We start from the raw sequence: 17865 nt of genomic DNA, 5'->3' as shown, positions 1-17865 counted from the left end.
GCTCATCTTTCGCAGAGCAGGCGCAGAGCATGCGCAGACAAAATCTCCCAGGAGTCCCACGTACATGAGCAACATGAACCACGAGCGTGTCCTCAGTGTTCACCACTGGAACGACACTCTGTTCAGCTTCAAGTGCACCCGCGATCCGGGCCTGCGCTTCGAGAACGGTCAGTTCGTGATGATCGGCCTGCAACAACCCAACGGCCGGCCGCTTATGCGCGCTTACTCGATTGCCAGCCCGAACTGGGAAGAGCATCTCGAGTTCTTCAGCATCAAGGTGCCTGATGGCCCGCTGACTTCCCAGTTGCAGCATCTGAAGGAAGGCGACGAGATCATCATCAGCAAGAAGCCTACCGGTACGCTGGTGCTGGACGACTTGAAGCCTGGCAAACATCTGTACCTGCTCAGCACCGGTACCGGTCTGGCGCCGTTCATGAGCGTCATCCAGGACCCGGAAACCTACGAGCGTTTCGAAAAAGTGATCCTGTGCCACGGCGTGCGTTACGTCAATGAAGTCGCTTACCGCGAGTTCATCACCGAGCATCTGCCGCAGAACGAATTCTTCGGCGAGGCCCTGCGTGACAAGTTGATCTACTACCCGACCGTGACCCGCGAGCCGTTCGAGAACGAAGGCCGCCTGACCGACCTGATGCGCAGCGGCAAGCTGTTCAGCGACATCGGTCTGCCACCGATCAACCCGCAGGACGACCGCGCCATGCTGTGCGGCAGCCCGAGCATGCTCGACGAAACCAGCGAAGTGTTGAACAGCTTCGGCCTGAAAGTTTCGCCGCGGATGCGCGAGCCGGGTGATTACCTGATCGAGCGTGCGTTCGTCGAGAAGTAAGAACACCGCATCACTGAAAAGCCCCCATTGCCTGTGAAGGCAATGGGGGCTTTTTTATGCCGGACACAAACCTTGTAGGAGCTGTCGAGTGAAACGAGGCTGCTCCTACGCGTTGGAGACGGGAATGACTTCAAGGACGCGGATCAGGTCAGGCGTGGGGTAATGCCAGCGCACATCCACATCCCAGAACTGCGCGCCGTATTCCCGCTCAGGCGCAGGAATCTGGTAGGCCGGGCGTGGGTCTTGTGCCAGGCATTGCTCGATCAGCTCGACCAAGGGCTCTTCAAGGCGCTGAGCGTGGCTGTGAGCCTGTTGCAGCGCTGAATCCGTCCACTGCACGGGAATCAACGGTGGCGGGGCGCTGGCGATGCTGTTGGACGCTGTGTCGATGATGTCGGCGTAGGGCACGTAAGGTTTGATGTCGAGAACCGGCGTGCCGTCCAGCAAGTCGATGCCGGAGATCCACAGCCGATTGGCTTCGACCTTGTCCAGTTTGACCACCGATTGACCGATGCCATTGGGGCGGTGCGTCGCGCGGGTGGCGAACACGCCCATGGATTTGTTGCCGCCCAGGCGCGGAGGGCGGACTTTCAGGCGTGGCTTTTCTTCCAGGGCCTGATGGAACAGGAACAACAGCCAGACATGGCTGACCTGCTCCAGCCCCTGCACCGCATCACCCTGATCGAACGGCGCCACCAGTTCCAGCACGCCCCGAGCGGCCGGGGCCAGTTGCGGTTGGCGCGGAATGGCGAACTTCTCCTTGAAACAGGAGCGCACGAAGCCGATGGGGGAAACGCTGTAGGTCATGGTCTGGGGTCAAGGCGGGGGATTAGGGCGGCATGATAACCCGAGCGGTCGCGAGATCGGTGGCGCTTGTCAGTCCGCCATCGCGAGCAGGCTCGCTCCCACATTTGATTTGCGGCGGGCACAAATGTTGTGGTCACAGCGCGCCCCTGTGGGAGCGAGCCTGCTCGCGATGGACGCGCCACCAATCTCAGAGACTAAACCCGGCGTCCAAAGGAATGACATTCCCGGTCATATACGCCCCGGCCGTACTCGCCAGGCTGATCGCCAGCGCCGCCATCTCTTCCTCATGCCCCCAACGCTTCATCGGAATCAACGCTGTGTCCTCGGCCAGTGCCTGCTCATCGTTGCCAATGTGCTGAGTCATCTTGCTCGGGAAGCGTCCCGGCGCAATCACGTTGACGTTGATGTGCTGGCTCACCAGCTCCCGCGCCAGGATCCGCGACAGCTCCTACACAGCGTTCACAGATCAGATCCGTCTCGCACGTTACTGCGGGCGCACGCGCAGGGTCAGGCCCTTGAGGAAGTTGCGCAGCAACTGGTCGCCGCACGGGCGGTAGTTGGTGTGGCCGAATTTGCGGAACAGCGCGCTCAGCTCAGGCTTGGATACCGGGAACTCGGCGGCCTTGAGGATGGCGTGCATGTCGTCTTCCTTCAACTCGAAGGCCACGCGCAATTTCTTCAGGATGATGTTGTTGGTCACCGGCACTTCGATCGGCTGCGGTGGACGGCTTTCGTCTTTGCCGCGCTTGAAGATCACCAGACCGTCGAGGAAATGCGCCATGACCTCGTCCGGGCAGCGTACGAAGCCTTCCTCGTCTTCCTCTTTCTTGTCGAGGTACGTCAGCAGGTCTTCCATGGACACGTCCATGCCGCCGAGCTTGATGATCTCGATGACTTTCTTGTCGCTGATGTCGAGCATGTAGCGCACGCTGCGCAGTACGTCGTTATGAATCATGTGTGCAGTCCTGATAGTTCGCTGTGGGCGCCGCATAAAGCTGCAGCGCCGAAATGTGTGGCGGCGGGAAAAGTCTTAGAACTTCTCTTTGCCGGACAGGTAGCGCCATTGCCCGGCGGGCACTTTGCCGATGGACACGCCGCCGATGCGGATGCGGCGGATGGCGACGACCTTGAGGCCGACGGCCTGGCAGAACAGGGCAATCACACCCGGTTGTGGGTTCTTCATGGCAAAGCGCAGACGGTTTTCGTTTTGCCAGCTGGCTTTGACCGGCGGCAGTTCCTTGCCCTTGTAGGTCAGGCCGTGGTTCAGGCGGTTGAGACCGTGAGCCACCATGTCGCCTTCAACTTCGACCACATATTCCTGCTCGATTTTGCTGGCGTCGGCGGTGAGCTTGCGCAGGATCTTCCAGTCCTGGGTGAACACCAGCAGACCGCTGGCGTTGGCCTGCAGGTCGGCGCTGGCGGTCAGGCGCAGGAAGTGGCCCTTGAGCGGACGTTTGCCATAGCGGTGTTCTTCGCTCAGGGTCGCGGCGCTGAGGGTCGCCATGGCCGTTTCCGCGTCCATGCCCACAGGGACATTCATCAGGATGGTCACCGGCTCTGGTGCGGTGGCCTTGGCTTCGGGATCAAGTTCGACTTTCTGGGTGTCGACCTTGAACTGCGGCTCGTCGATGACTTCACCGTCCACGGTGACCCAGCCGCCCTCGATGAACAGCTCAGCCTCCCGACGGGAGCAGCCGACGAGTTCGATGAGGCGTTTGGAGAGACGAATCGGGTCAGTCATGACAGGGCCGTAACAAAAAAGGGGTGGGCATTGTACCTGCCTGGCGCCGGTTAATCGCGGGTCCATTTGCCTCATGTGCTTTTAATGTGGGAGCGAGCCTGCTCGCGAAAGCGTCATGAGCTTCAACATCAATGTCGATTGATAGGCCGCTTTCGCGAGCAGGCTCGCTTCCACAAGGGTTTCATGTTGTGTCAGCCGCTGCGCGTACGTTGTTGCGCCTGACGCAAACGCATGTGCAGCAACGGATAGGGCTGACCCATGCCGTCGTGCTCGGAGCGGCCGATCACTTCGAAGCCTTGCTTGAAGTAAAAGCCCAGGGCCTGCGGGTTCTGCTCGTTGACGTCCAGCTCATCGGCGTTCAGGTGTTCCAGGGCATAGCGCAGCAATTGCTTGCCCAGGCCCTTGCCACGGTGGTCTGGATCGATGAAGAGCATTTCGATCTTGCCCGCCGCGATGCCGGCGAACCCGGTAATGCGCTGGCGCGAGTCTTTGGTGCAGATCAGCATGACGGCGTCGAGGTAGCGGGTCAGCACCAGGTTCTTCAGCAGTTCGATATAGGTGTCGGGCAGAAAGTCATGGGTAGCGCGCACCGAGGCTTCCCACACTTGGGTGAGTTCTTCGTAGTCGCTCTGTTTCGGTGTGTGAATGACCGAATGTTGGCGCATGGCCGCTTGCTCCTTCTGTTAAGAGCCGTTTCCGTAATGCTGCGAGCTTTTTCTCCCACAAAACGATAGACGTAAAAAAGCCCCGCATCTCTTCAAGAGGGCGGGGCTTTTTGTATTTTTGCGTTTAGATCTGTTCAGCCCACAGGTCGTATTCGTCGGCGTCAGTCACTTTGCACCAGACTTTGTCGCCTGGCTTCAGGTTGCTGCCGTTGTCGATGAACACGTTGCCGTCGATTTCCGGGGCATCGAAGAAGCAACGGCCGACTGCGCCTTGCTCGTCGACTTCATCGACCAGCACTTCGATCTCACGGCCGATGCGCATTTGCAGGCGCGCCGAGCTGATGGCCTGCTGGTGCGCCATGAAGCGCTCCCAGCGGTCTTGCTTGACGTCGTCCGGAACGATTTCCAGGTCCAGATCGTTGGCCGGTGCACCTTCAACCGGCGAGTACTGGAAGCAGCCGACGCGGTCGAGCTGGGCTTCGGTCAGCCAGTTCAGCAGGTACTGGAAGTCTTCTTCGGTTTCGCCAGGGAAGCCGACGATGAAGGTCGAACGGATGATCAGGTCCGGGCAGATCTCGCGCCAGTTCTTGATCCGCGCCAGGGTCTTGTCTTCGAAGGCCGGGCGTTTCATGGCTTTGAGGACTTTCGGGCTGGCGTGCTGGAACGGGATGTCCAGGTACGGCAGGATTTTCCCGGCGGCCATCAGCGGGATCAGCTCGTCGACGTGCGGGTACGGGTAAACGTAGTGCAGGCGCACCCAGACGCCGAGGGTGCTCAGGGCTTCGCAGAGTTCGGTCATGCGGGTTTTCACCGGCGCGCCGTTCCAGAAACCAGTGCGGTATTTCACGTCGACGCCGTAGGCGCTGGTGTCCTGGGAAATCACCAACAGCTCTTTGACGCCGGACTTGACCAGGCGCTGGGCCTCGTCGAGCACGTCACCGACCGGGCGGCTGACCAGTTTGCCGCGCATCGACGGGATGATGCAGAAGCTGCAGCTATGGTTGCAGCCTTCGGAAATCTTCAGGTAGGCATAGTGGCGCGGGGTCAGTTTGATCCCTTGGGGCGGCACCAGGTCGATCAGCGGGTTGTGATCCTGACGCGGCGGCACGACGTCGTGCACGGCGTTGACCACTTGCTCGTACTGCTGCGGACCGGTCACCGCCAGCACACTTGGGTGCACGTTGCGGATATTGCCTTCTTCGACACCCATGCAGCCGGTCACGATGACCTTGCCGTTTTCCTTGATGGCTTCGCCGATCACTTCCAGGGACTCGGCCTTGGCCGAGTCGATGAAGCCGCAGGTGTTGACTACCACGACGTCGGCGTCCTGATAAGTGGACACAACGTCATAGCCTTCCATGCGCAGTTGGGTAAGGATGCGCTCGGAGTCGACCAGTGCTTTCGGGCAACCCAGGGATACGAAGCCAACCTTTGGATTGGCCGGCGCAGGAGTGGTGGACATGTCTAACCTCGGTATTTGTGACGCCTCCAGCCGAAGACGGCAAGGCGACAAACGGGCGCTAAGCTGCGCCTCTGATCAAAAAGTGCGCAATTCTAGCGATGGGCGGCGCACTTGACCAGCTTTATGCAGGGAAATACGACGAGTGCTGCGCTATGCTTCGCGCCGTTACGCTTTACCGATTTTTGCAGTCAATAAAAGGTCTGTAACGACAAGTAAAAAAGTGCATGCTGCACGACAAAGCATAGTGCTTCTTCGATGAAGTCCGGGTCTGAGTAGTAGGAGTTTTGGATGGGGCAGGCAAGTAGTCAGGCGATAGCCGGCGGGCATTCGGCGGCGAAGCCGATCAGCATGCTGGTCGCGGCGGTCGGGGTGGTTTACGGCGATATCGGCACGAGCCCGTTGTACACCCTCAAAGAGGTTTTTGCCGGGCATTATGGGGTTCCGGTCAACCATGACGGAGTATTCGGGATTCTGGCACTGATTTTCTGGTCGCTGATCTGGGTCGTTTCGATTAAATATGTGCTGTTCATTCTTCGCGCCGACAATCAGGGTGAAGGCGGGATCATGGCGCTGACGGCACTGGCTCGTCGTGCTTCGACGCCTTATCCGAAGTTGCGCGCGCTATTGGTGATTCTGGGATTGATCGGTGCTGCGCTGTTTTATGGCGATAGCATGATCACCCCAGCCATTTCCGTTCTATCGGCGGTGGAAGGGCTGGAACTGGCGTTCGAGGGGCTGGATCGTTGGGTCGTACCATTGTCGCTGATCGTGTTGGTGGGGTTGTTCCTGATCCAGAAACACGGCACGGACCGCATCGGCAAGCTGTTTGGCCCGGTGATGGTGTCGTGGTTTGTGGTGCTGGGTGTACTCGGCATCAGCGGGATCATCAAACATCCTGAAGTACTCAATGCACTCAATCCGGTGTGGGGTGTGCGTTTCTTCATTGTGCATCCGGGCATGGGGGTGGCGATTCTCGGCGCGGTCGTGCTGGCCTTGACCGGTGCCGAAGCGCTTTATGCAGACATGGGCCACTTCGGCCGTAAGCCGATCGCTCGTGCCTGGTTCGCGCTGGTGCTGCCGGCGTTGGTGCTGAACTACTTCGGTCAGGGCGCCTTGTTGCTGGAAGACCCGGAAGCTGCACGTAACCCGTTTTACCTGTTGGCGCCAGGCTGGGCGTTGATTCCTCTGGTGATCCTGTCGACGCTGGCCACCGTCATCGCCTCGCAAGCGGTGATCTCCGGTGCGTTCTCGTTGACCCGTCAGGCGATTCAGTTGGGCTACATCCCGCGCATGCGCATTCAGCACACCTCCAGTGCCGAACAGGGGCAGATTTACATTGGTGCAGTGAATTGGGCGCTGATGGTCGGGGTGATTCTGCTGGTGCTGGGGTTTGAGTCTTCCGGTGCGCTGGCCTCGGCCTACGGTGTCGCCGTGACCGGGACCATGCTGATCACCAGCATTCTGGTGTCGGCGGTGATGCTGCTGCTTTGGAAATGGCCGCCGGTGCTGACGGTGCCGATATTGATCGGCTTCTTGTTGGTGGACGGGCTGTTCTTCGCCGCCAACGTGCCGAAGATCATTCAGGGTGGTGCCTTTCCGGTTCTGGCGGGGATCGTGCTGTTTATCCTGATGACCACCTGGAAGCGCGGTAAAGAGCTGCTGGTGGATCGGCTGGACGAGGGCGGGCTACCGCTGCCGATCTTCATCAGCAGCATCCGCGTGCAACCGCCGCATCGGGTCCAGGGCACCGCTGTGTTCCTTACCGCTCGCCCGGACGCCGTGCCTCACGCGCTGCTGCACAACTTGCTGCATAACCAGGTGCTGCATGAGCAAGTGGTGTTGCTGACGGTGGTGTACGAAGACATCCCGCGCGTCCCGCCGCAACGGCGTTTCGCGGTCGATTCCTACGGCGAAGGGTTCTTCCGGGTGATCCTGCATTTCGGCTTCATCGACGAGCCGGATGTGCCTGAGGCCTTGAAACTGTGCCATCTGGATGACCTGAATTTCAGCCCGATGCGCACGACCTACTTCCTCAGCCGCGAGACGGTCATCGCCTCCAAGCTCGAAGGCATGGCCCGCTGGCGAGAGGCGTTGTTCGCCTTTATGTTGAAGAATGCCAACGGTAATCTGCGGTTCTTCAATTTACCGCTGAACCGGGTGATTGAGTTGGGTACGCAAGTCGAGATGTAAGCCGCATGAAAAAGCCCCCGTTGCCATGAAGGTAGCGGGGGCTTTTTATTGACCGGCATTTGATCCCAATCCAACGAAGAACCCTGTGGGAGCGGGCTTGCCCGCGATAGCGGTATGTCTGGCACATCAATGTTGGATCTGCTGCCGCCATCGCGGGCAAGCCCAAGCGAGGTGACCCGGAAGCCCGCCGGCTTTTGCACAATGCAGCCATGTCGGCCAGCCGTACGCCTGCCTGGAAAGGCTTTTACGAAGAGCAAAGAGCTCGAGGCTTCAGCACCACTCAGGCGCTGGTGATACTGGCTCGCAAGCTTGCTCGGATCGTATTCGCTCTGCTGAAAGGGCAGAGCGAATACCAACCAAAAGCCGGTTGAGGGCTTCCCCTCAACCATAGAATCTCCCACAGGTGATTTGAGTGCCTTTACTTGCTTTCAGGTATCTCTTCTTCAGATTCAGTCTTTGTCCGAGCAGGTCGAGGTGTAAGCACCTTCACCACATCATCAATCACTGCCTTGGACATAGCCGTCAAATAATGCGCGGCCCAGGCGTGGCGGTCGGTGTCTTTTATGTAGGCTGCATCCTCGGTAAATGATTTGGCGAGGAATAGCAGATCGGAGGCTTGTGACAATGCATCAACAATGGGGACGCCGGCGCGGACGTTGAACAACGCCTGATCCGAGCAGTAGATGAGCGGGGTGAGGCCGATGGTTTTTAGTTCTGAAATCGCGGTTGAATCTATTTTGGTCATGTCTATTCCCTAAGCTTGAAGAACTGCCACGTTCGTTTCCAAGCGAATGGGTGGCAGCTGTGCGCAGGTTGGAAAACCGGGAGCCTAGGAAACCGGCACGTCCGAAGACGTCCCGCGCACAACCGCCATGACACAAGATTGCAGCCGTAAAGGTCTGCGGTCATGTTGGGTACGTTGTTACTATTCGCTCGACGGGTTTCCAAGCCCGATCGCTGAATGGTCAGCGACGTCCGGAGAGTATCCCGTCGAAGAAAAGCCCAACAAGGCATCAAAGTGCCCAAAAAGGACGATTCGGAGTTTGCCTACAAGGTCTGCGGGCGTCATCTGATATTGCGATACCTTGAGTAAACAAAACTAAACGCGCACACCTTTCTGCGCACGCTTGGCTTTGGGTGCGGCGGCACGCTGGGCCTTGATACGCTCCAGCAGCACGCTGGCGGGTTCATCGTTTGGATCTTGGGGGACGAGTTCACCACGGAAAGCTTTGGCCAGGATGCTTTGGGTCAGGTGGTCGATACGACTTTTGGCCGAGGCGACTTTGGCTTCGAGTTGCTCGGCGAAGGCTAGGAGTTGTTCGACTCGGCGGACGATTTCGGTTTGTTCTGCTTGAGGGGGGAGCGGGATTTCAAGCGGAGCTATATCGGTATTGTTGATTTGAGGGATTGTAGAGCCAGTGTTCAGCTTGGCTAAGTCAATCGTTTCGAACCAATGATAGATATACATGGTCTCGACATCTGCTGGAACAATAATTCCCATGATGTTCAGGTCAACAAATGATGGGTCTTTCAGAACTCTCTTTTTGTTTGTCGCGATTGCCCCGCCTCGCTTTGGGAACAAAATGCTCCCGCTTGGCATCATGGACTTTTCCGGCGCATCGCCTTTTGATAAGTATCGATCCGTGTGCTGGAGAAAAAACTCATTCCCTTCAATATTCATCTCTCCAACTTTGAAGTATTTAAAGTCGCCAAAGTCCTTTTCATAGTCAGCGGAAATCGCTATCCCACTTTTTAGCTTGCAAAGATCGCCTACTGTTACTTGACGCCAGTCATGGGGGGGGGCACTTTGGCCGCATTCCCGCCACTCCTCCGTCAAACGTCCAGAAATCGCAGCTACTAATACAGATTGGCGGAAGCGTTTGAGCAGGGTGGGGATGGCGTCGATGCGGGCTTTGAGGGTGTTGACCTGGGCCAGCAGTTCATCGAGTTTTTGGGCGATATGAATTTGTTCTGCGTACGGCGGCAGGGGTACTGGCGCTGTAGAAAATATGCCCTTATTTACGATAGAGATTGTTGTCGCAGAGGACTCGCTTTCAAGCCACTGCTTCAGTGTCTTGCAGTAGTGGAATAAAAAAATCGGATTGACTCCATTCTCTGGAATCACTGCATTTATTTGCTGATTGGTCGCGGAAGTTGTTGTTGTAATGCCAACCTTTCCAAGGTTTCCAATGCAGGTCACAACAATACTTTTCGGTGGGAGGCTAGCGACTTCAGCTGCACCGGTTTCTGTCAAATAGTTTTCTGTATGAAAGATGGGGCCTGAGTGATTAAGGTCGCTGGGTTTAATGAAGGGGATTTTTCCGCCATAGAACTGTGGCTCCTTTGTACTGGGGGTTTTACCTGTGACGATTTGGCCAATGCTAGCGAGACTGCAAGTAACCCAACCTTGAGGTAGCTTATTCATCCTTATTCTCCTTATTCTCCTGAGTCACCGCCAATCCCATCACCTCCGCCATCAACTGCTTTTGTGCCGCCACTTCATCGTTAGCCCCTAGCGCCTTCATCAGCTCCTCCAGCTCATGCAGGGCTTCGGTCAGCTCAGCCATAGCCTCGCCTGCCAATACTTCTGGCGCCGGCAAGTCGTTCGCATCCAGACTGTCCGCATCCTTCAGCCAACTGATGTCCAGCGAATCACCACGCTCCTTGATCTGTTCGCGGGTAAACACGCGGAAGCGGCTGAGCTCGCCGATGCCCTCAATATTCTCCGCGCGCGGGCTGATGCCATTGGCGTCCTCCCCATAGGCATCTTCGAAAGGCTTGAGGTGGGCTGCGCCAAACGGCGTGCGCTTGCCAAAACTGGGCATGTTGCTGCGCAAGTCATAGATCCACACGCGCTGTGTGCAGTCTTGATCCTGACGGGGGTTATCGATGGCGCCCTTTTGGAAGAACAGCACATTAGTCTTCACGCCTTGGGCATAGAAGATACCGGTCGGGAGACGCAGGATGGTGTGCAGATTGCATTTGTCCATCAGGTCGCGGCGTACTTCAATGCCGGCGTTTGCAGTTTCAAACAGCACGTTATCCGGCAGCACCACGGCGGCGCGGCCACCGGGTTTGAGGCCGCGGTAGATGTGCTGCAAGAAGGCCAACTGCTTGTTGCTGGTCTTGTAAGTGAGATCGTCGCGGGTAGGACCGCCGCCGCCCTTTGCTGTGCCGAACGGTGGGTTGGAAAGGATTACATCCACTTTCGGCAGGTTGGCCCCGGTTTGGCCGAGTGCGTTGCCCAAATGGACCACGCCTTCCTCATCACCTTCCATACCATGTAGCAGGGTGTTCATCAGCGCCAGGCGACGGGTGCCAGGCACCAGCTCTACACCGACAAAGGCACGGTTTCGCTGGAAGCTTCGAGCTTTTTCGTCTAGGTCGTAGTGATCGTCGGTGTGGCCTTTGATATAGGCATCTGCGGCAATCAAGAAGCCTGCGGTGCCCGCCGCCGGGTCTTGGATAGTTTCACCGGCCTGAGGCTTGATGCAGTTGATGATGCTGTCAATCAGCGGACGCGGGGTGAAGTACTGGCCGGCACCGGATTTGGTTTCGCTGGCGTTCTTTTCCAGCAGGCCTTCATAAAGATCGCCGAGGCCATCACGACGGGCGCTGAACCAATCAATGCCGTCGAGGCTTTTGATCAATTGCTCCAAGTGGCGCGGCTCTTTCAGGCGTGTCTGGGCATCGGCGTAAATGGCGGCGATTAACGGGTCAGTATTTTTGCCCAGATCGAGCAGCATCTGCCGGTAGTGGTTGAGCAGATTCAGACCGGACTTTCCATTCAGGTCCGGCCAGCGTGCCCCTTCGGGCAGCTTGTGACTGAAGCTGTCGTTGTTCTGAACCTGTTCAAATTCCATTTTGATAAACAGCAGCAACACCAGTTCGGTGACGTAGTCGCTGTAGTTGATGCCGTCGTCGCGGAGGACGTCGCAAAGGTTCCAGAGCTTCTGGACGATGTCGCTGTTGTTCATGGGAAGTACTCTAAAAAATGGCTCTGAATATGAGTCGAAAAGGGTGAGCGGTTCGGCTCATCAAGTCGTTCGCGTGATAACGCTCAGGCAACTGATGTCGTCATCGGTGGGCGGGGCGGGCAGGTGGCCGTCGCGCAAAAATGTCTGTTGTCGCTGGGCACTCAAGCCGGCCCAGAAGCCATCGCTCGCCAGCAACCAGTGTTGGTTGGGACGGGCAGGCCAGTAATTGATTTCAGGGCTGCTCGTTCGCCTGGCGCTGAAGCAGCGGGTCAACGTATGACGCGATGACGCCCGCGCAATCTGCGCATGGGTAAGGTCGCCCAGCCAGTTAGGGGCGCAATGTACAGCACTCAGCCATCTGATTTCACCGTCATGTTCAATGGCGCCAAGGCAGCAGTCACCTTCATGGATAGTGAATGCAGTATCGGGAAGCAGGCATAGCACCAGATAGCTGCAGGCCGCGAGGGGGAAATCATCACGTAGCATTTGATGGCTGCGGGCGATTATCTGCAGCAGCGCTTCGGCCAGTTGCTCGGCGTTCAGTTCAGCCATTTGTAGCTGGCTAAAACTTATGGTTAGCTCATTGAGCAGAGCTTGGGCCTGCTCCCCGCTGCGAGGATGACTGCTGCTGCCATCAGCAATCAGGTAGACACCAGCAAGTGCCTGCGCGGCATGGGCGAAGGCATCACGGTTATCCTCCGTGTGGGTGCCTGCCTGGGTGAGCCATCTAATCGTTGCGACCATTCAGGCGGAGACCTGGACGATTTGGTGCAAACGCTGCCAGATGATCTGTTCACGTTCGCTATCGCCGTGAGCGGCATCCTGTACCAGGTAGCCAAAATCGTTATTCCCCAGCAGTTCTGCCAGTGTTTGAGACAGATAGGAACGCAGCTCAGGGGCGGTAGACGCGACTTCATTCGGTAGTTCTTCGCGACCGTTAACCAGATTGAGTATGTCCTCTAGGTCTTGGCTGCCAAGTGGGTTCTGGGCTCCACGGCCAGCGTAGGCTTCAAGTTTGCTGCCCAGGAAGTAGGGCGGGCTGAACAGGCGAATGCGACGACCGCTGGGTAGTTCGTGCCATTGCGCGCTGGCCAAGCCATCTTTAAACCAACGGTTGTTGCAGCCCAGCAGGTTTGCGGTTTCGGCGTCTGCGGGCATGAAGTCGACTTTCAGCTCGCCGAGGCGCATGCGGCAGATGACTTCATCCTGCTGCGATTGCTTGAAACCTTTTTGCTTGAGCTGTTCCACCAACTGTTGCCACTGGGCATAGCCGGTCAGGTGCACGACCAGGTCGACATCGTCGGTGTAGCGCACCTCTTCCAGGCTGAATTCATCGGTCAGCATCAAGGCTGTTGTGCAACCGCCGACGAAGGCGACCTCTTGGCAGAGGTCTTCGCCGAGCGCCTTGGCGACGACTTCGAGCATCTCAATGTTTTGTGTTCGGCTCATGTCTAGAGAATCCTTTCGCGCAGAATTTGATTAGCAAGATTGGCTTCCCGGGCATTACCCAGGCGAACGGCATCGATCAGCGCCAGGTATTCATACAGCCGAGGGTCTTTTTTGACGGCGCCCGGTACTGTCTTGAACAGGGGGTGATGGACTGTCCTTTACGAGAGCCATAGGCGTCTGGCCAAACATAGATCAGGTCGCCACCGCTCATCAGTTTGTCCTGTAAAACGGGGGCGGAAAAGCTGGTTGGGATGCCGCGAACAATTTCTGCGGGTTTTACCGGAAAGACATAACGCAAGCCGTGTTCGATAAAACCTAACAGTGCTTTGCTGTTGACTCGAATGAAATGGGAGCTTGGGTCGACGCGTAATAATCCGATCTCCAGACAGCGTTTCAATGCCGCGCCGACCTCGGTTTTGCTGATGCCAAGTGAGGCTTCCAGGGCGCGAACAGAGTAGCTCTCGTGATGGACTGGCGGATCTTGTTCCGAGTCGTCTTCCCAGCCTTGCCATTGTTTTACTGCGTCGGTATCGCTGAGCTTGATCAGTTCTGCTGTTTCGCTGTCAAGCTTGCGCTGCGAACTCTCACGCTGTTCCAGGCAAATCAGTTTGATCAGTAAAACTACGTCTTGACTCTTCATATGGCCTCGGATAGCTACTGTCCTCTGTCCTAGGACTGAGGACAGTGTAGCCGTTTTTGTTTAGCGCCTGTCAACAGGCTCAGCCGACTTCTGGCCAAAGATTGTCATTCAAGGCTTCCAGTACTTTATCCAGTTTGCCGCCGAGGTGGCGATTCAGGCTTTTGATGCCGCCATCGTTCTGGAAGGCTTCGTTGACCTGTTGTGGGTCGATGATCACCTCGTGCACCAATTGTTTTGCCAAGCGATCAAGCCATTTGCGTTGTACCGGCGTCCACTGCTCAAGTGCATAGATTTTTTGCATAGCGTTGGCTACGCGTTGCTCGAAGGGCAGCAGAGCTTCTCCGATAGCGGCTTGGCGGATGTAACCAATGATGCTGGCAGCGATTTCCTGGTTGGTCTGGTTGCGCCAGGCGCTTTTCAGGCTGACTTCGCTGAACCCATGCTGATCCAGTAGCAAGCGAACATTGCGCAGTTGTTCGCGAGTCAGGTCTCTCGGCCGATTGACTACTACGCCTAGAGCGGCGGATTGGTTGAGCTGGCTGTGGACGAAGTCGTGAAAGCTTTCGAGGTAGTCTTGGGGTTTGTGATAAACACCGTAGCTTTGCTCTCGCACCATCAGTTCGTCGCGGTGGGTGGAGATAATCGGATAGTTGTCCGAGCCCATTAGGTTGCTGACGGCATCCAGTTGGGTCAGCAGCTGGCTATGCTGGCGAATAAACTGGGCCGCCTGCTGTGGCCCCAGTTCGTGCAGGTGTTTGTGTAGTTTGGCGGGTTCTACGCCCCAAATGTCTTCAAGCTCCTCGAGCTTTTTCTTCAGAGAGGGCTTGGTCTCCGCTTTGTGGTCAGCTTTGCGCAGAATCCGCATGATGCGCTGGCTGAGTACGTCGAGTACATCATGGGCGTGGCTACTGTCGTCCTGATTGCCGGGAGCGTCGTGACTGGCATCACTGGTGAGTTCGCTGACCAATTGCTCTAGCGAAACATTCGGGTTCTTCACCAGAGGCTTCATGGTGTCGACAGCTTCCAGGCTGGCGTAGAGGTCGACGGGGTCGTAGATGCGGAAAACCGTTTTGCCAATTTCATCGCAACGGCGGGTAGCGCGCCCTTTCATCTGTTCATAGAGAATGCGTGAGCGCACCCGGCGCATAAACACCAGGTTGCAGATTTTCGGCACGTCGATGCCGGTGGTGAGCAGGTCTACTGTGATCGCGATACTGGGGTGTGGTTCGTTCTTGTACTTACGAATCAGTTGTTCAACTTTGTCGCTCTGGCCGGTGATGATTTGAACTGTCGCTTGGTTGTATTGCTCACCGTAGGCGTCTTTGAAGGCAGCGTTCAGAAGGTTTTTCACCCGTTCGGCATGGGCCTGGTTGACGCAGAAGATCATGGTTTTTTCTTCGCCGAAGGGGTCCAGCTCATTGGCAAGGGCATCGCAGATCACTTTGTCAAAAGCAGGCGTGATCACCCGGCGGTTGAACGATTCGATATTGAAGTTGAGTTCGTCTTCCAGTTCGGCGACATCAATTTCACCGGTCTGGGTATCGATGATGCTGACCTTCTCTCCCTTTTCAAATCGGATGCCGTTTTTGCTGAGTTGGGTTTCGTAGCGGATCGGTGGTTCATGGTCGATCAACCAGTCATCCGCTACGGCTTCGCGGTAGCTGTAGGTGAACACTGGTTTACCGAAAATCTCGCTGGTGTGTTTTGCTGGGGTAGCGGTCAGGCCGATTTTGCATGCGTCAAAATAATCCAGTACGCGGCGGTACTGTGATAGGTACTGATTGTGATCACGGACAGCCAGCTCACCCTCGCTCATCTCTTGGTCGAGGGTGTAACCACGGTGGGCTTCGTCAACGATGATGCAGTCGAATGCGCCTACCGACGGTGGTCTGTCAGAGCGGAAAATGCGGCTGACCATAGCCTGCACGGTGGCCACCTGGATACGGGTTTCCGCCTCGGCTGCCATATCGCCCAGCTCTTTGATGTCGTAGATCTGAGCGAGTGTGTGGTTTTGCTCAAGGGCGGTGTCATTAAACGAATCGATAGCCTGTTGGCCGAGAGCGCTACGGTCGACCAGAAACAGAATGCGCTTGAAGCGCTCAGTTTTCAGGAAACGATACATCAAGCCGATGATGGTGCGGGTTTTACCTGTGCCGGTGGCCATGGCAAGCAAGCAATCGCGTTGATTGTTGGCTAACGCTTGTTCTACTGCATGGATCGCCTTTTCCTGATAATCACGCAACTTCAGATAGGCGAAGCCTTCTGCCTTAAGCTTGGCTTCGGCCTCTGCCTGGCTGCGTTTTAGCAGGTCCAGCAGATCATTGGGTTTATGGAAATCTTGCAGTGGCCGGGATGTGTTGGCCGAGCTACGCAGATCTCGGAACCAGGTCCCGGAATGTTCGGCGAGCTGCTTGATGTACGGGCGACCATTGCAGGCAAAAGCAAAGGGCACTTGGAAACTTGACCCTTCACCATCATTCCAGGGGGCGGAGTGCCCAGCGAGTAGCCATGGCTGTACATGCTCTGGGGCGAACTTGAATTCGCGAGAATAACGCTCGGCCTGGGGAATGCGGTCTGCAACATTGATGCGTTTGCGCTTGGCCTCAACGATGGCTACCGGCGTCAAACCTGCAAATAAGACATAGTCAGCACAGGCTTTTGGACTGCTGGTAGGCCATTCAGCGATGGCTTTGTTTTTGCCTTTCTCTGGTCGGGCCCCTTTGCTGTACCTCAGATCGAGGGAGTCAGCTTCCCATCCCGCGTCAACGAGTTGCTGGTCGATGAGGATACGGGTGAGGTCCTCACTCAGGTCGAACTTATGGGTGGCCTGCATAGTGAGATGCATGACCTGTGATGAGGCTTGAGGCTGAGTCATTAGCTGAATTTGCAAGGCGCTAATGCGTTGCTCGTGCTCTACGCGCAACTTTACTAGCTCGGCTTCATGCTGTTTGGCTTGCTGCTGATAAAGGCGCGATTCAGCATCCATTTGCTCTGCTAGAACGGAATACTCTTCGGCCTCGCGCTTCTTCAACTCAGTCAACTGCTGGTTGCTTTCAAGCTTCTGGCTAGACTCACTCAATTGTGCTTTCAGCTGCTCAATCTGGCTTTGTAGATCGCGCAGCGGGGCGCTGGGGTCGTCCGGTTTTACAAAGGGGCCAGGTTGGAACTGGTCGCCATTTTTACCGAACGATTGGTGGTACCAAATGGCTAAAGCACGGGCGACCTTGAGCCCATCCATCGCCTCACGGTGTTGAGTTCGAAATTGGTGGGTGGCTTTATTGCCTTCGACTCGAAGTGTTCGAAACAGGTCGCGGATTTTTTGATCCAGCTGGATGTCCCGACCTAGTTTGTAAAGTAGGTCCGACTGCGTGGTAGTTGCATCGAAATCAATACCGGCCCGGCTGGCCAAGTCTTGAGCCAAGGCTTCGCCCAGCTGCCGCAGCTTCATCAGGGTGGTGTTGGGATCGCTGGCAAAGATCTGTTCGGCCGTGCTCGCAAGCTGAAGGAAAACGGGGTCGTGTTCCTGGAGGAAGGAGAAGTTACTGTTCGCGGCCATGGTCAATCCTATGCATGCTCGTCCCTTGATTGCGCTTAGTTGAACTTGGTTGCGCAAATGTTGCGTTGAGCTTACTCAAGATTGACCAGGTTTGCCTATGGCTTGGCAGGGCTTAGTCCCAGCGCCCACTGCATTGAGCTTTTTTGTGTCTGGGGGTTTCTCCTGTTGGTCGCTAGCTTGATCTATGTTCAATTCGACGCGATGTTCTGCGCACAAAAATACGTGTATGCGCAGGATAACGGGTGAGAGGTGAATAGAGTGACAGTGGTCATTAGTAACGTTGATGTGTCCCAGGAAATGATCGATGAGCTTGAGGATCCGATAATTGAAGCCTTGGTCCGGGGGCGATTGCTCGATTTTGAACAAGCAGATGCAGTCAGCCACGACGATATGCGGGCGCGGTACGCCAGGAAAGACTAAAGGAGCTGTGGATGGTTTGGGGCGTTATCTATCATCCGGAGGTCCAGATGGATCTGGACCTGCTGGGCGATGACATTCTCTGTGGGAGCGGGCTTGCTCGCGAAAGCGGCGGGT

13 protein-coding genes and 3 pseudogenes are annotated in these 17865 nt (G+C 56.5%); 3 read left to right on the top strand and 13 right to left on the bottom strand.

Going from position 1 to position 17865, the window contains the following annotated elements; genetic code table 11:
* Positions 1 to 64 precede the first annotated feature (64 nt).
* Positions 65 to 844: a ferredoxin-NADP reductase gene (fpr, locus tag LOY38_RS23760; protein WP_003443014.1), complete on the top strand. Its 780-nt coding sequence runs from the start codon at positions 65 to 67 to the stop codon at positions 842 to 844.
* A 105-nt stretch (positions 845 to 949) separates the two neighbouring features.
* Here the strand turns inward: fpr and tsaA are convergent, their stop codons facing one another.
* The 6 genes and pseudogenes from tsaA to rimO form a co-directional block, all read right to left on the bottom strand.
* Positions 950 to 1651: a tRNA (N6-threonylcarbamoyladenosine(37)-N6)-methyltransferase TrmO gene (gene tsaA / locus LOY38_RS23755; protein ID WP_258697302.1), complete on the bottom strand. Its 702-nt coding sequence runs from the start codon at positions 1649 to 1651 to the stop codon at positions 950 to 952.
* A gap of 187 nt (positions 1652 to 1838) precedes the next feature.
* Positions 1839 to 2099, bottom strand: a pseudogene (locus LOY38_RS23750) (SDR family oxidoreductase); the annotation flags it as partial.
* A 36-nt stretch (positions 2100 to 2135) separates the two neighbouring features.
* Positions 2136 to 2606, bottom strand: a complete 471-nt coding sequence (locus LOY38_RS23745) for a DUF1456 family protein (protein WP_258697301.1) — start codon at positions 2604 to 2606, stop codon at positions 2136 to 2138.
* Positions 2607 to 2681: 75 nt separating this feature from the next.
* Positions 2682 to 3392, bottom strand: a complete 711-nt coding sequence (locus LOY38_RS23740) for an rRNA pseudouridine synthase (protein ID WP_258697300.1) — start codon at positions 3390 to 3392, stop codon at positions 2682 to 2684.
* A gap of 191 nt (positions 3393 to 3583) precedes the next feature.
* A complete protein-coding gene (locus LOY38_RS23735) occupies positions 3584 to 4057 on the bottom strand; it encodes an acetyltransferase (protein WP_258697299.1) in 474 nt (157 codons plus the stop codon).
* Positions 4058 to 4181: 124 nt separating this feature from the next.
* The gene (gene rimO, locus LOY38_RS23730) at positions 4182 to 5519 is read right to left on the bottom strand and encodes a 30S ribosomal protein S12 methylthiotransferase RimO (RefSeq protein ID WP_258697298.1); all 1338 of its coding nucleotides are present in this window, start codon (positions 5517 to 5519) and stop codon (positions 4182 to 4184) included.
* A 288-nt stretch (positions 5520 to 5807) separates the two neighbouring features.
* On the opposite strand from rimO, the gene LOY38_RS23725 reads away from it, so the two are divergent.
* Both LOY38_RS23725 and LOY38_RS23720 read left to right on the top strand, forming a co-directional pair.
* The gene (locus tag LOY38_RS23725) at positions 5808 to 7709 is read left to right on the top strand and encodes a potassium transporter Kup (RefSeq protein WP_258697297.1); all 1902 of its coding nucleotides are present in this window, start codon (positions 5808 to 5810) and stop codon (positions 7707 to 7709) included.
* Between the two features lie 164 nt (positions 7710 to 7873).
* Positions 7874 to 8080: pseudogene (locus LOY38_RS23720) on the top strand (IS110 family transposase); the annotation flags it as partial.
* A 47-nt stretch (positions 8081 to 8127) separates the two neighbouring features.
* Here the strand turns inward: LOY38_RS23720 and LOY38_RS23715 are convergent.
* The 7 genes and pseudogenes from LOY38_RS23715 to hsdR all read right to left on the bottom strand — a co-directional run bounded on the left by LOY38_RS23715 (position 8128) and on the right by hsdR (position 17331).
* Positions 8128 to 8454, bottom strand: coding sequence for a DUF3077 domain-containing protein (locus tag LOY38_RS23715; protein ID WP_258697296.1), 327 nt, complete (start codon positions 8452 to 8454; stop codon positions 8128 to 8130).
* A 354-nt stretch (positions 8455 to 8808) separates the two neighbouring features.
* Positions 8809 to 10134: a restriction endonuclease subunit S gene (locus tag LOY38_RS23710; protein ID WP_258697295.1), complete on the bottom strand. Its 1326-nt coding sequence runs from the start codon at positions 10132 to 10134 to the stop codon at positions 8809 to 8811.
* On the bottom strand, positions 10127 to 11686 hold the full coding sequence (locus LOY38_RS23705) for a type I restriction-modification system subunit M (RefSeq protein WP_258697294.1): 1560 nt from the start codon (positions 11684 to 11686) through the stop codon (positions 10127 to 10129). The genes LOY38_RS23710 and LOY38_RS23705 overlap by 8 nt, the downstream gene beginning before the upstream one ends.
* A 60-nt stretch (positions 11687 to 11746) precedes the next feature.
* A complete protein-coding gene (locus tag LOY38_RS23700; protein WP_258697293.1) occupies positions 11747 to 12430 on the bottom strand; it encodes a protein phosphatase 2C domain-containing protein in 684 nt (227 codons plus the stop codon).
* Positions 12431 to 13135 carry a hypothetical protein gene (locus tag LOY38_RS23695; RefSeq protein ID WP_258697292.1) on the bottom strand — a complete coding sequence of 235 codons (705 nt, stop codon included), beginning with the start codon at positions 13133 to 13135 and terminating at the stop codon, positions 12431 to 12433. It abuts the gene before it with no gap.
* Positions 13136 to 13137: 2 nt separating this feature from the next.
* Positions 13138 to 13775 (bottom strand): annotated as a pseudogene (locus LOY38_RS23690) (hypothetical protein).
* Between the two features lie 79 nt (positions 13776 to 13854).
* Positions 13855 to 17331, bottom strand: a complete 3477-nt coding sequence (gene hsdR / locus LOY38_RS23685; protein WP_258697291.1) for a type I restriction-modification system endonuclease — start codon at positions 17329 to 17331, stop codon at positions 13855 to 13857.
* Positions 17332 to 17865 lie beyond the last annotated feature (534 nt).

Origin of the sequence: Pseudomonas sp. B21-015, from assembly GCF_024749285.1 — a bacterium.
GTDB lineage: Bacteria > Pseudomonadota > Gammaproteobacteria > Pseudomonadales > Pseudomonadaceae > Aquipseudomonas.
The sequence above is the reverse complement of the archived record's forward strand: the minus strand, read 5'-3'. Positions and strand labels throughout refer to the sequence as shown.